Origin of the sequence: Azospirillum oryzae, assembly GCF_008364795.1 — a bacterium.
GTDB lineage: Bacteria > Pseudomonadota > Alphaproteobacteria > Azospirillales > Azospirillaceae > Azospirillum > Azospirillum oryzae.
In genome coordinates this window covers 1-13,615 of sequence record NZ_VTTM01000013.1, presented here as the reverse complement: position 1 = coordinate 13,615, position 13,615 = coordinate 1, and the positions used below count along the sequence as shown (strand labels likewise).

General features: G+C 63.6%; 13 protein-coding genes. 5 read left to right on the top strand and 8 right to left on the bottom strand.

Going from position 1 to position 13,615, the window contains the following annotated elements; translation table 11 throughout:
* Positions 1-118 precede the first annotated feature (118 nt).
* The 5 genes from FZ938_RS25475 to FZ938_RS25455 form a co-directional block, all read right to left on the bottom strand.
* A complete protein-coding gene (locus FZ938_RS25475) occupies positions 119-703 on the bottom strand; it encodes a hypothetical protein (protein ID WP_109154136.1) in 585 nt (194 codons plus the stop codon).
* On the bottom strand, positions 700-1,116 hold the full coding sequence (locus FZ938_RS25470) for a hypothetical protein (RefSeq protein WP_109154135.1): 417 nt from the start codon (positions 1,114-1,116) through the stop codon (positions 700-702). Before FZ938_RS25470 ends, FZ938_RS25475 begins: the two co-directional genes overlap by 4 nt.
* Positions 1,116-1,856 carry a hypothetical protein gene (locus FZ938_RS25465; RefSeq protein ID WP_109154134.1) on the bottom strand — a complete coding sequence of 247 codons (741 nt, stop codon included), beginning with the start codon at positions 1,854-1,856 and terminating at the stop codon, positions 1,116-1,118. Before FZ938_RS25465 ends, FZ938_RS25470 begins: the two co-directional genes overlap by 1 nt.
* Before the next feature lie 109 nt (positions 1,857-1,965).
* Positions 1,966-2,334, bottom strand: coding sequence for a hypothetical protein (locus FZ938_RS25460; RefSeq protein ID WP_109154133.1), 369 nt, complete (start codon positions 2,332-2,334; stop codon positions 1,966-1,968).
* A 166-nt stretch (positions 2,335-2,500) separates the two neighbouring features.
* Positions 2,501-3,760 (bottom strand): ATP-dependent DNA helicase, encoded by a 1,260-nt coding sequence (locus FZ938_RS25455; protein ID WP_246458191.1) that lies wholly within the window; start codon positions 3,758-3,760, stop codon positions 2,501-2,503.
* A gap of 641 nt (positions 3,761-4,401) precedes the next feature.
* Here FZ938_RS25455 and FZ938_RS25450 point away from each other — a divergent pair.
* From FZ938_RS25450 to FZ938_RS25440, 3 genes are all read left to right on the top strand, one after another.
* Positions 4,402-5,010: a hypothetical protein gene (locus tag FZ938_RS25450; RefSeq protein ID WP_109154132.1), complete on the top strand. Its 609-nt coding sequence runs from the start codon at positions 4,402-4,404 to the stop codon at positions 5,008-5,010.
* A 120-nt stretch (positions 5,011-5,130) separates the two neighbouring features.
* Positions 5,131-6,315, top strand: a complete 1,185-nt coding sequence (locus tag FZ938_RS25445; RefSeq protein ID WP_109154131.1) for an ATP-binding protein — start codon at positions 5,131-5,133, stop codon at positions 6,313-6,315.
* Positions 6,316-7,212: 897 nt separating this feature from the next.
* Positions 7,213-7,680 carry a hypothetical protein gene (locus tag FZ938_RS25440; protein ID WP_109154129.1) on the top strand — a complete coding sequence of 156 codons (468 nt, stop codon included), beginning with the start codon at positions 7,213-7,215 and terminating at the stop codon, positions 7,678-7,680.
* 54 nt (positions 7,681-7,734) lie between these two features.
* Here FZ938_RS25440 and FZ938_RS25435 read toward each other — a convergent pair whose 3' ends face one another.
* Positions 7,735-8,022 (bottom strand): hypothetical protein, encoded by a 288-nt coding sequence (locus tag FZ938_RS25435; RefSeq protein WP_109154128.1) that lies wholly within the window; start codon positions 8,020-8,022, stop codon positions 7,735-7,737.
* Positions 8,023-8,113: 91 nt separating this feature from the next.
* Positions 8,114-9,169 (bottom strand): phosphoadenosine phosphosulfate reductase domain-containing protein, encoded by a 1,056-nt coding sequence (locus tag FZ938_RS25430; protein ID WP_109154127.1) that lies wholly within the window; start codon positions 9,167-9,169, stop codon positions 8,114-8,116.
* 191 nt (positions 9,170-9,360) lie between these two features.
* Here FZ938_RS25430 and FZ938_RS25425 point away from each other — a divergent pair, with 191 nt between their 5' ends.
* Positions 9,361-9,846 carry a Ros/MucR family transcriptional regulator gene (locus tag FZ938_RS25425; RefSeq protein WP_109154126.1) on the top strand — a complete coding sequence of 162 codons (486 nt, stop codon included), beginning with the start codon at positions 9,361-9,363 and terminating at the stop codon, positions 9,844-9,846.
* A 29-nt stretch (positions 9,847-9,875) separates the two neighbouring features.
* Positions 9,876-12,203 carry an SF1B family DNA helicase RecD2 gene (gene recD2, locus FZ938_RS25420; protein ID WP_425529379.1) on the top strand — a complete coding sequence of 776 codons (2,328 nt, stop codon included), beginning with the start codon at positions 9,876-9,878 and terminating at the stop codon, positions 12,201-12,203.
* Positions 12,204-12,642: 439 nt separating this feature from the next.
* Here recD2 and tnpC read toward each other — a convergent pair.
* On the bottom strand, positions 12,643-13,615 hold a 973-nt coding region (gene tnpC / locus FZ938_RS25410), incomplete at its 5' end, for an IS66 family transposase (RefSeq protein WP_149201207.1).

Sequence of the window (13,615 nt, the reverse complement as noted above, 5' to 3'; positions counted from 1 at the left end):
CAGAGTGAAATCTGTATTTCCAATTGTCCATGTGGGACAGCGAACAACAAACACCAGCGGCCACGCCTTGGAAGACGTGGCCGATGCGATTTCGCTTTTCGCCCGCGATTACCGGGTTCTAGCTCGTCGGCGGTTGGGCGAGCAGCGCAAGTGCTCCCTGCCCTCTTTCTGTGAGTGCCCACGGTTCAAGCCACGCTCTCTTGCCCGGCGAGTGCCGGACGACGCCCAATGCAGCGAGGGTCCGGGCCAGACGCCAGCGGCTGTTCCGCTCCCGGCCCCAGACAAGCGGTGCTGAGGGGGCCGCCTGGATCGCGGCCAGGGTGCGGAGCTGCTCAGCGTCCAGCACCGGACGCCACGGAGCATCGGGATCGAACGGCTCCAGCTGGCGCAATTCCATCATGCGCTCGCGCGGTTTGCGCTCACGCCCGATGGGAGGGAACACGACATAGCAGTGGTCATCGAAGGGTGACCCGCAGACCCGCCGGATTGTCCCAGCGCGACCGGTCATGTGGTCTCCCATAACCCGGCTATCGTGGGTGCAGATGACGCAGCCACCCTCCCGAAACCAGTTGGCCGCTTCCGCGTAACGGGCTTTACGGTCCTTCGTGCAGAACCCGAGGCAAGCGCCAGTCTTGCAGCGGCCGTCGAAGCAATAATCCACGGCCTCAGGCGGCTGGTGACGGGCAAAACGGGATTCGGTCATTCGGCCAGCCCCTCGCGCTGGGTCCGTGACCGCACACCGAATTGCTCGAAGCTCATGCGCGTTCCGCCGATGGTGCAGAGTCGCCCATGCACCACGCTCTGGTCGACACCGTAAGCACGAGCCTCCTGCAGAACCTCTCGGTAAATCTGCCGATCCAGCGTCGGAGCGGCTTGGCCATCGCGCCAGATAAGGAAGTGGCCGATCCGCCAGTCCCGCGTCACGCGCCGGCCAAGCGCCCCGTCGTACACCCGGCGTCGGGTGACGACGACGGCTACGAGCCAGCGGCCTTCAACAAGGGCGTCGGGTGCCGCGATCCATGACGCCAGTGCGGCCCGCGTAGCCGTCGGCTCGACCATCGGCATGTCGTCGCCTGGAAGGCACCAGACAGGAGATGAGGGGCTCTGCATCGCCATCAGTCCTCCGCTTTGCGCAGTCTGGCCGTCATGGCGTTCCAGTTCGCGAAGTGCGCGGCCGCGGTGACACCGAAGGGCCGTTCCGTCACATGCCAGTCCAGCCAGTCATCCGTCTCGCCGGGAACCGGGTGCGCGCAGCCGAACTGCTCGGCCCAGGCCTTTGCGTCGTCGAGCAGCTTCGTTTCCCACTTGGTGCCCTTGGGAGCCTTCGGGTGGGTGGCATAGCCGTTGGGACCTCCCTGACCGCGATTGTCGGCGAGTAGAACCGGCTTACCGTCATAGGTGATCGTCGCCGTAAAGCACGGGGTCTCCTCGCTCAGAGCCTTGACCTCGCGGTAGTTCGTAACGGCCCATCTGTCCATGTCCGACGGCGGATCAACCGGCAGGGGGTGGTTGGACCGATGGTAGAGGTAGGCCGGGCCACGGCTCTCCTGACGCCCCCCATCCAGGACGACGACGACATTCTCTCCGCCCTTGCTGACGACGCCGTACACCATCGCCCCCTCATGTTCGTATTCGACGCGGGCTCCCTTCTCGAGCGTCAGGTTCGCCAGGAAATCGTGCAGCTTGGACGGGATGGGCACCTTGGACGGGGTGAAGACGGCGGGACCACCGGTGAAAATCTCCAGATCGTCGGTGACGACGGAAACCTTGGCCGCGATCTTGAACACGACGGCGTTGACCGTCTGCTTGGTCTTCGGGTGGGTCAGGCAAACACGGTCGCCCTTGCTGTGTGGCATGGTGCGGTTCTTTCCAGGGATGAGGGGCTGTTGGGCGGTGTGGGGAGCGGTGGGATGCGGTCGGCGGCTGATGTCGGGGAACCGAGAAGGGGTAACCGCCGACCGGCATTTACGCGGCTCGGACGGGGGGAGCCTCGACCGGCCGAACCCTCATTGAGGTCAGGGAGGTAGCTACGGGCAGGCTCGGGATCGGGCGGCGGCGGACACTGAAAGGTTCCAGGCCCGGCGGCACAACGGTTTCCATCACGAGGCGGAAGTCCGCCACCGGCAGGACGATCTCCTCGCGCGTGTCTTCCAAAACCACGCGACCAAACCTCATACCGTCTTTGGTGTCGAAGCTGCTTTTCAGAATGCAGCGCCGCCCTTTGTGTTCGCCTTCCTCAATGATCCAGCGAATGTTCGTGGTTTGCCAAAGCGGGAGCTTTTGCGGGCCGAAAAGGTCGGATTGAGAGCCGGGCGGCGGATGAATAGTGGGCATCGGAGCCTCGGACGTGTTTGGGGAACACAGCAAAAGTATCGTACAAAGCGCATGGCTGCAACAATATAATGCGCCCTGTACGATGTTTCCTGCGGGCCGAAGCTGGTGCAAGCCTTGGCGTTTTTGTTGTGCCGGTAGGACGAGGAGCGACGCGAGTTCGTGCAGATCAGGCAGCGAGCTGCAATTCGCAGTCATCGAACACCGGCATATTCCACCGGCCGCCAAGGTCTTCTCTCAGGAGGAGCACCAGTTCATCGCTGGCGCGAGTGACCGCGGTATAAAGCCAACGCCAGCGGTCATCGCGAAAGACTCGCGAGTCGTCAATGACCGTCACGCTGTCCCATTCACTGCCCTGTGCTTTGTGGACAGTCAGGACATAGCCAAAGTCGAATTCTTCAATACCTTTTCTAATCTTAGGGCGGGTGATGCTGTGATTAAAGTGCTGTTGGAACATCCATGGCGACGTGGGTAGGTCTTTGCGTCTTTTCGCCTCATCCTCGATCAGGACCGACAGGTTGAAGACGCCCTCCCCTTTCTCAAAGCCCTGCTCGGCGTCGGCCGTCATGATGCCCATCATGCCGTTGAAGAGCGCTGCGTCGCGGTTGTTCTTGCAGCACATGACGGGCTCCCCCCGCATTGGCATCGGGCCGGAGAACCCGTGCAGCGCACGCAGGCGGCTCGTGTAGGCAAAGCGGACTTTGTGAACCCCGCACAGCGTCTGCGTCGTACGGCGGGCGACGAGGCGCTGGGTCTGGGGGGTGAGCGGGAGAACGTGGGCCGAACCGGCGGACCCGAAACGGCGCGGCAGCTCGCCATTGCGGATCATGGTCGCCAGCCGGATGATCGGGCTTTCCTTGGCCTGCCGGTGGATCTCGCGCAGGAGGAAGTCGGGGGCGCTCTTCGTAAATGCGCCGGCACCGCTTATGGGCGGAAGCTGGTACGGGTCGCCGAGGACCAACACCTTCTTGCCGAACATCAGGATGTCGTTGGCCAGCCTCTCGTCGATCATTGAGCATTCGTCCAGCACGATCAGGTCCGCCTCTGCGGCCGGCCCGTCGATACGGGATACGAAATAGATTTCCCCCGTCTCTTCGTCCTCGCGGGGCTCGTAGATCATCTGGTGGATGGTCGTCGCGTCCTTGACCCCCTTCTTGCGCAGGATGTGCGCAGCCTTCCCCGTATAGGCCCCGGACGCCACCTTCTTGACCTTGTTCCGCTCTTTGAGGCGTTCGATCACCTTATTGGCCGTGTACGACTTGCCGGTGCCGGCGCCGCCGCCGAGGAAGTAAACCTGCGGCGCACGCTTGTCGCTGTACCAGTCCTCAATCGCACGGATTGCGGCGAACTGTTCGCTGCTAGGCGAGGTTTCGTCATAGATGTTCTGCGGGATCATCGCGGCGGCCATTCGTTTGACCAAGGAGAGCATGGTGGAAGCTCCATAACGGCTTCATGTATTTAAGCCTGTTTCGGGCTTTGTCGCAAGATGCGAGCGCAATCAACCGAATTTTTATTGACCGTTGTCTGAGTAATACGGTAGAATGTCCGCCCTTGTTCTTTCAAAATCGCACTCAGACAATGAAGCTCAAGAGCCTTGCCTTCGCCGCCTTCGCGCTACTGACGCTTGCCGGATGCACGCCGCTCGTGGTCCTGATGACGCCCTCCCCGCCTCCTGGCTTGCGGTCGTCAGACCAGTCGCCGGTAGAAGTGCAGCGTCAAGAGCCTGCCTCTGGCGGTCAGGGGCAGGCCCCGCTCCAGCAATCCACCCGGTAGGAGTCTCCCTTAACCGGGCGTTTAACCGCTCGAGCGGGAACGGAAGCCGACTCAGGGTGGGCTTGATCGAAATCTGACAGACGCTGATGGTGCTGAGAAATACGTCATTGTCTGGCTCACCCACCCCAGCGGCTGCAGCCGGCACGCTCCCTTATTCACATTTTGCACCGAGGTACTGGACAATCTGAACACTTCCGTGTCGGAGTTCCGTGAAGGAGAAGACTCCGCCGGACGCTTTGCAAGCGGATGTGCCCTGGCCGCATAGTGCCGGCGTTTACCCGCAGACAGAGATGAACGATGACCGAGCCGAGGCATCCCACCGAGAACCCGTACTGGCACGAGTTTGACAAGCCGCACGTCGTTGACCGCGACGAAATTCGGAGCCTCTGCCTCGAGTGCCTGCACGTCGTGCTGGCCAGCGTCGCCATGCCGGCGCTCTGGGTCGAGGACGACGTGGAACCCGCTTGGGAGTTCCCAAACCTTGCCGCGTTGCATCACAGAACCGCCGAGGCCGAGCTTTCCCGAAGCCTGCTGAAGCTTGCAGTTCTCGTCCGAACGTTCGACGACCAGTTCAGGGAATCGCCCGGTTACCTTGATCACAGGAGGAGGATCGACGACGAGCAGGGCCCGTTCGGACAGTTCTACGAAGGCAGCGGGGAACTGGGGATTCGCGATAGCTGCAACAAGATCATTCACGCCACCGATTTCCGTCCGGTCTACGACAACGGGAGCGCCCCTCGAGACGAGGGTGTGTGGGCGATGAACGGCACCGTCGAGCTCACCAGCCGCGACCGGCAACGGGGATGGTCAGTGGGACTAAACGTGTTCGCCTTCCTGGAGGCGGCCATCGACCTAACGTCGTTTGGGTGCCCGCAAGAACTGCCGGCGGACGCAGCTGGGCCGTAAACGCCGGAGACTTCCATCCGCCGGGTGACGTGACAGCCGTGCGGGAGAATCGCGTGAACACTCAGGACGCCTCCGCTATAAGTGACGCCTCTTACCAGGACGGATTGCTGGAGTCGTGCATTGGATCCCTACTGCAACCCGTATCGCCCAGGGGCCGGCACGCGCCCGCTGATCCTTTCGGGCCGTCAGGCCGAAATCGATGCGGTCACCAAGCTGTATAAGATGGTGAAGGGAGGCGCACCGCAGCGTTCGATAATGTTCTACGGCCTCCGCGGCGTCGGGAAGACCGTCCTGCTGAACGAGGCCGAGCGCATAGCTGAGGAGGAAGGCTACCGCATCGAGCACATGGAATTGGCGGAGGGGATCGACTTTCGCGGTGAGATTGCCAAAGCCGTCCGGAAGCTGCTTCTCCGGGCCAATATGTTTGAGCGGGCCAAGGACTTCGGGATTTCCGCCCTCCGGGTGCTGAAGGCTTTCACCGTTGGAATCCCCGACGGGCCGGAGTTCAGGTTCGACGTCGATGCCGCGCTCGGACAAGCCGACTCCGGGGACCTAAAGTCCGACCTCACCGACCTGTTCGTGGCGCTTGGCGAGGCGGCGCGGTCATCCGGAACGCCCGTCGGACTGCTGATCGATGAGGTGCAGTACCTCGACGATGCCGGCCTCGCTGGGCTGATCGCCGCCAGCCACCGGATCTCGCAGAAGGCTCTGCCCATCGTCTTCATCTGCGCCGGGCTGCCGCAGATCGCCGCCCTTTCCGGCGACGCGCGATCGTACGCAGAGCGGCTCTTCGACTTTCGACCTGTCGAGAACCTGCGCCGCGCCGCCGCAGCCGAGGCCCTGGTCGGCCCGGCCCGGGAGCGGGACGTCCACTTTGCCCCGGACGCCGTGGAGCACATTCTAGACATCACAGAAGGCTATCCGTACTTCATTCAGGAGTTCGGTAAACACGCTTGGGAGCAGGCCCTCGCCAGCCCGATCACCAAGGTTGACGCCGAGATCGCACGCTTTGAGGCTACGAAGGCCCTCGATGCGAGCTTCTTCAAGGTCCGCATCGACCGGGCGACGACCGGCGAGAAGAGATTCCTCGCCGCCATGGCGGAGATCGGCAGCGGCCCCTACCGCATTGCCGATGTGGCCGCCCACATGCACAAGAAAGTGGATCAGATCGGCCCGGCGCGTGCGACCCTGATCCGCAAGGGGTTCGTGTACGCCCCGCAGCATGGCCTCATCGACTTCACCGTTCCCCAATTTGACCAGTTCGCACGCCGGTTCTTCGATCTTGACGAGCCTGTGGAAGATTAACCACCGGGCGGTTCAATCTGTCCGCAGTCCCGGTACGCCGGGGCAGCCCCCATGCCGTGAGGCGAGTTTGCGGGCCTCGGGTCGGTGCGCCGGGCATAGCCTCCCGTCTGCCGAACGGTCAGGCGGCAGGCGATGTCGCGCAGCTCGCGATAGCTGCCCCGCACGTCGAGCACCCGTTCGCTCGCTTGCACACCATCCGGTCCCCCGCGTTCGTCTCCGAGGGCGTCGGGGGGCGGGGAGGTCCCCCTGGGTAGGATTGCGGCAACTATTGCCACCTGGCCTGCAGTCGTCAGACCGAGCGCCGCCAGAATTGGAGCGCCAAGAACCTGCCTCTGGCGGTCAGGATCAGGCTCCAGCCCAGCGTCACCTCCGGTAGGAGACAACGCTGGCGAGAGAGCAGCGCCTGGGCGGACCTCGCCATAACACCAAGGGTAGGATTGTCCTTTTGCGGAAAGTCGCGCAATAATAGCGAGACACAAAGGAAGGGCACTCTAAGGATGCATACTCGGTTATGCAACACATCACGTGAGCATTGTGTCCGTACGGTACGGCTAAGTGTCGACTGACGTCGCCAAGCTTGCCACTTCGGTCGGGAATCCTCCCTGGAATAGCGCGAGCGTCCGCCATGCATTTCGTCGTCGTCTATGGCCCTCCAGGTAGTGCTCTCGAACAATACGTCGCAATGATCCAACGCTCCGCTCCTGACGTCACAGTAGCGGCGATGGCGATCTCGGACGCCGTCACCCCGGAGGCAAAAAATGAAGTGCGTCGCGCCCTCCTGACCGGACGCGGTCCTGTGGAGGCCCAAGTCCTAGCGAGGGTCGCCGACTTGGTTCTGGAACGGTGCATTGAGCGCGCTGCGAGGGCCGAAATTGCGCAAGCTGAGGAGGTGCCCCAATGATCGCCGATCATGCGGGCCAGGAGCCTGCCGCCGCCGGGGTGGCCATGATGCCGGTTGGACATTTGGAGGAGTTGATCCGACGACGCCGCCTCGTGCTTGCGGTCGGCTCTTATCCGATAAACCCGTCTCGGGCGGAGATCATATCGGCCGAGGATACCGGTCTGCTGATCGGCGCCTCCCCCATTGGCGGTGGCCTTGCGGGAGCGGTGCCAATAGCGCCCAAAGAGACCACGCACAATCTACTTCGGATCGGCTCTTCTGTGGCGGAGCCCTATCTGATGACGTCGCTGCAGACGGCCAAGACGTGTCTCGACGAACTCGCCGCCAGGGCTGGCCTCACCATTGAGATTGCGGGAATGTTCTACCGATCCTCGGACTGCTACCTGCATGTGGCATTGGACGCACAGCGCCTTACCGTGATCGCCTACCCGCAAGTGCCGCCCGCTCGCGGATGCTCGAACTAGAGCGGATGTCAGCGCATAGCATCGATTTAAAGCGTTAGAGGATCGCGTGGGTTCTCAGTCGTATTTCTTGGCGTCCAAGCGCGACAAGGGCTCGAGGCTCCGGCGCTCGTTCGCCTCGTCGACCGCCTGGTTGAATGCGCGGCGCATGATCCAGATGTCGCGCCAGAACGCCGTGTAGCGGAAACCAAGGAACGCCAGCAGGACGACCGCGATGACCGCGCCCGCGATCAGGGTCGCTGTGTGCAGCCACGGGAGTAGCTGGCTTGCCACGACCAGCATGCACATGCCGATGGCGATGGCGCACAGTGCCAAGCGGTTGCGGTGGTTGTTACGGTAGGACATCGGGCTGCACCTCTCGGCGGGAGCATACCCGGAGAGGAGGCTGTCCGACAGGGCGAAGTGAGCCCGACCAGGAGAAGGAGACCTCCGGCGGTCAGCAGGGGCCGGCGTTCTCGCCGTATGCGCCCTTCGGCAGGTGCCAGTCCGCGGTAGCCACGCGGATGAGTCCTTCGTAGGTGCGGGACATGGCGATGCGGATGGTCTCCGGATCCATGTCATGCGCACGCCCACGGTCAGCGCGCTGCGTGACCGTTTCGTCCCGCTGGATGGTGTGCCCCAGCTCGCCCTCCATCGTGGAGATCACGCCAAACATCTCGGGCGCTGCCACGCGCAGGCTGGCCCATTGCGACGGCGAGCCATAGATGCACGCGGCACAGGACGCCCGCCCCCATCCCAGGTAGTAGCAGGGATGAGCTACAACCCCATGTCGCCTGATGATCGCCCAGACATCCTCGTCGCTCCAGGCGTGCACGGATCGCCAGACATGGACTGTCCGGTTGACCCGTCTACCAGGTGCGTTGCAGCGATGGTTCTCGAACGGTAGGTACTTGGCCCGGTTGGTGCTCTCCGCTGCCCGTTCTCCGGTCATCACTAAGACGCGTTTGCCTCGGAACCTCTCTTGGTTGTTGATCGCAATAGACATTACATCCACTTTCAAACCACCACTGCACCAGCGAATGCGCAGATTGGGCGAGAGCGCTGGCCAGCGCCGCCGGGTCGCGACTTCGCCGCGCTCTCCACCGGCCACCTTCACGCCTTCAGGTGTTTCGAAGGCCACCGGCGCGATCATGGCGTTAGTCTTCAGGAGTTCACGCTTGAAGCCACCGATTCGCCAGGAGAAATAAATGCGCAACCCAAAGGCTGCAGCGAACTTGCGGCAGTAATCTGCCGTGACCGGCCAGTCCATGAAATTGCCGTGGTCCTCACGACCGTCAACATCATGGTGCCAAAGTTCAATTTTTTCAGGATCAATACCACGCTCCAGCAGGTCAAGGACCAGTGCAACGCTGTCTTTGCCCCCGCTGAATGCTATAAGGAAATGGTCATAGCTTGCCAAGTCCGGTTCGAAGAAAGGAACCGAAACTGGGCCAAGCCCAGAGATCGGAACTGAAGCGGAATCGGAGAAGATGTCCAGCGTGTACTGGAACATAGGGGACTCCGGAATTGTGGGGGAGGGCGGCGCCGATGAAAGGAAGTATATCGTACACAGCGCATAGAACAAGATAAAAAATGCTGATCTCCGAGTTTTCGTTGTTGAGTTTACACTGTGATGAATGCCGTTCTTCGTGCTAGTTTGGCGGCCCGCATCACCGTCTTGCACCGACAGTGGAGACACTTTGAATGTCCGAGCAGAACCATGAGGATCGCTTTGATCAAGCAGGCCTGGTGCAGATCACCGCCAAGATTGCGTCCGCGTACCTGAGCAACCATACCCTGGCAGTGGCTGAGATCCCTGCGGTGCTGCGCGGGATCTACGGGGCACTCTCCACCGCGAGCAACCCCGCATCGGCGCGATCGGAGGTCCAGCAGCCGGCCGTCCCCATCAAGCGTTCCGTGTCGCAAGACACGATCACCTGCCTGGAATGCGGGCAGAAGAACAAGCTTCTCAAGCGTCACCTGCGCGTCGAGCACGACCTGGCGCCCGACGAATACCGGGCGAAATGGGGTCTGCCGCCGGAGTACCCGATGGCGGCACCCGCCTACGCGGCGGCTCGATCCGAACTGGCAAAGGGTATGGGGCTTGGGCGTCGCGCTCAGACACCCGCGCCAGTGGCACCGGAAAAACCGACAGGGCGTGGCCGTGGTCGCGGCAAGGCGGCCCCCTGACATCGGGGTGATACGGCGGAGCGACTAGATTGCCGCCGCCGCCGCTGCTTGGGGGCGCCGGCGTTCCCGGCCGCACCGAACAAGCCAACGTCTTGGAGGAGCTGGATGACGGGAAAACTGGGGCGGAGCTGACAAATCTGGTCTCACGGTCGGGAATCCAGCACAATCCCGGCATGAGCGGGCAAGCTATCGCGTTATCAACGGAGTCCCTGGCCGGGCTGGTGGAGCGCGTGACCTTTCACAGCGCCGAGACCGGCTTTTGCGTGCTCCGGGTGAAAGTCCGGGGGCATCGGGACCTTGTCGTGGTGGTCGGCCATGCGGCGATGATCTCGGCCGGGGAGTGGATTCAGGCGAGCGGCAGCTGGGTCAACGATCGCACCCACGGCCTCCAGTTCAAGGCCACCTTCCTGAAGGCAACCCAGCCGACCACGCTGGAGGGCATCGAGAAGTACCTAGGCTCTGGCATGATCAAGGGAATCGGCCCGGTCTACGCGAAGAAGCTCGTTAAAGCGTTCGGCGAGGCCGTGTTCGACGTCATCGAGGCCGAACCTGCTCGCCTGCGCGAGGTCACCGGCATTGGGCCCAGGCGGGCCGACCGCATCGTAAAGGGATGGGCCGACCAGCGGGCGATCAGGGAGATCATGCTGTTCCTGCACGCCAACGGCGTCGGGACCTCCCGGGCCGTCCGCATCTACAAGACCTATGGGCAGGAGGCCATCCAACTCATCACCGAGAACCCATACCGGCTGGCCCGGGACATCCGCGGCATCGGCTTCAAGACGGCCGACCAGATCGCGGCCAAGCTGGGCATCGAGAAGACGGCCATGGTCCGCGTCCGGGCGGGCATCGGCTATGCGCTGGCTGAAGCGATGGACGAGGGGCATTGCGGTCTGCCGGTGGAGGACTTGGAGAAGCTCGCCAGCGAGCTCCTGGAGGTTGGCACCGATCTGGTGGCCGGGGCGCTGGCGGACGAGCTTCGGGACGGCGCCGTGATAGCCGACCAACTGGAGGGTAGGGGCTGCGTCTTTCTGGCCGGGCTGTACCGGGCCGAGCAGGCCATCGCCGCCCGGCTGCGGGGACTTGCGGGCGGGACGCTGCCCTGGCCCGCCATCGACATGGAGAAGGCGCTGGAGTGGGTGAAGGGGAGGACGGGACTGACGCTGGCGCCGAGCCAGCGGGAGGCTGTCCGGCTTGCCCTGGCATCCAAGGTGATGGTCATCACCGGCGGCCCGGGCGTCGGTAAGACGACGCTGGTCAACTCCATCCTGAAGATCCTGGCCGCCAAGCACATCCGCATCCTGCTGTGCGCCCCGACCGGCCGCGCGGCCAAGCGGCTCTCGGAGAGCACCGGAATGGAGGCCAGGACGATCCATCGGATGCTTGCCTTCGACCCGGCTGCCGGAGGCTTCAAGCACAGCGAGGAGAACCGGCTGGAGTGCGACCTGCTCGTCGTCGACGAGACGTCCATGGTGGACGTGCCGCTGATGAACGCACTGCTGAAGGCGGTTCCCGACAGGTCGGCCCTGATCCTGGTCGGTGATGTCGACCAGTTGCCGTCGGTGGGGCCGGGGCAGATTTTGGCTGACATAATCGCATCCGGCGCCGTGCCTGTCGTGCGCCTGACCGAGGTCTTCCGGCAGGCAGCGGCCAGCCGCATCATCGTCAATGCCCACCGCATCAACCAGGGGCAGATGCCGGACCTGACACCCGTAGAAGGCTCAGACTTCTACTTCGTCGAAGCGGTGGAGCCCGAGGACGGTGTCCGCAAGCTGATCGAGGTCGTTCGAAACCGGATCCCGAAGCGTTTCGGCCTCGATCCCGTACGCGATGTCCAGGTGCTCTGTCCGATGAACCGCGGCGGTCTCGGCTCTCGGTCGCTGAATGTGGAACTCCAGGCGGTCCTGAACCCGCCGGGCGATGTCCGGGTCGAGCGCTTTGGCTGGACCTATTGCGTTGGCGACAAGGTGATGCAGACCGAAAACGACTACGAGAAGGAGGTCTACAACGGGGACCTGGGCGTCATCACCGCAATGGACCCCGAGAACAGCGAACTGCTGATCGACTTCGACGGCCGGGAGGTCCCCTACGACTTCGGCGAGCTGGATAGGGTGTCTCTGGCCTATGCGACGACGATCCACAAGAGCCAGGGCTCGGAATACCCGGCCGTCGTCATCCCGCTGGCGATGCAGCACTGGACGATGCTCAAGCGCAATCTCGTCTACACCGGTGTTACCCGCGGGAAGCGGCTGGTCGTCGTCGTGGGCCAGCGGAAGGCGCTCGGGACGGCGGTGCGGGCACGGCAGGAGGGGCACCGGTGGTCGAAGCTGAAGGAGTGGCTATTGGCAAAAGCAGCCTGACCAGCGCGGAAATCTCTTCTTCTTTCACTGGTGCAGCACTTTCGATCCGGACGGGCTTGCCTCGATGTGCAGGCGCCCGCGCATACCCCCGCCGTGAGAACCCGACAGATCAGCCCGACCCGCGTCTTTGCGGCCGCAGGATTGCTGTGCGCAACCGCTGCATGACCGACGAGGTCGCCGTCGATCTCAGAACAATGGGAGTTGCACCTTGCCACCATCGTCCGCGTGGCGCCGTGCTGCCTGCACGGCAGCATTCTGGGCGCCCTCCTGGCTGCGCGATCTCCCGCTGGCAACTTGTTCGCCGGCAACGGTTACGGTCCATACCCAGCATTCAGGACGCCAGGTTACAGCGAGATCGCACCCGTGAATGCGGGTGGCCACGTGACGAACGGACCAAGCCGGGGACTGGTGCATCGTAAGCATCCGCTGAGAGCCGCGGTCAGGCCGCTTTCGTCTGCTCGCGGATTGCCTTCCATTCCCAGGGGAGGAGTTCGCGCAGGCGGGTTTGGGGCATGTCGTTGATGCGGGCCAGCACGTCGGCGAGCCACGCTTGGGGATCGACGTCGTTGAGCTTCGCCGTGGTGATCAGGCCGTACATGATCGCCGCCCGCTGGCCGCCGCGATCGGAGCCGCAAAAGAGCCACGCCTTCCTCCCGAGGGCGATCCCGCGCAGGCCGCGTTCGGCGGCGTTGTTGGTCAGGCAGAGCCGGCCATCGGCGAGGAACCGGGTGAAGCCGTCCCAGCGCGTCAGCATGTAGTCCATCGCCTTGGCCACGGGGGCATGGCGGGAAAGCCGGGCGCGCTCCCTCCGCATCCAGTCCTCCAGCGCGGCGATCAGAGCGGCGCCGTGCTCCTGGCGGGCCGCCAGCCGCTCGGCCGCCGGCTTGCCATTCAGGGCGCGCTCGAGATCGAAGAGGGCATCGATGCGCGTCACCGCCTCCAGCGCCAGCGGTGAGAGCGGCGGGGCATCCTTGCCGCGCTTGATGTTCGCGGCGATGTCGGCCAGCTTGAAGAAGCTGCGCCGGGCATGCGCCCAACACAGCGCGGCATGGATCGGCCCCGGCTGGCGGTCGGGGTCGTACAGCCGATTATAGCCGGCGAACGCATCCGCCTGCAGCCATCCCGTGAATCCGGCCAGGTGCCGTTCGGGATGCTCGCCCTTGCGGTCTCGCGAATAGTGGAACAGCGCTGCCGGTGGGGCTTGGCCGGCGAATGGCCGGTCATCACGCACATACACCCACAGCCGCCCTGTGTCGGTCTTGCCCTTGGCCAGCACGGGCACCGGCGTGTCGTCTCCATGCAGCCGCCCGGCCGCCATCACATGCGCGGCGATCAGGTCGTGCAGCGGCTTCAGCACCACGGCGGCGGCGCCCACTTGGTCGGCCAGGGTGGACAGGCTGAGCGGCACGCCC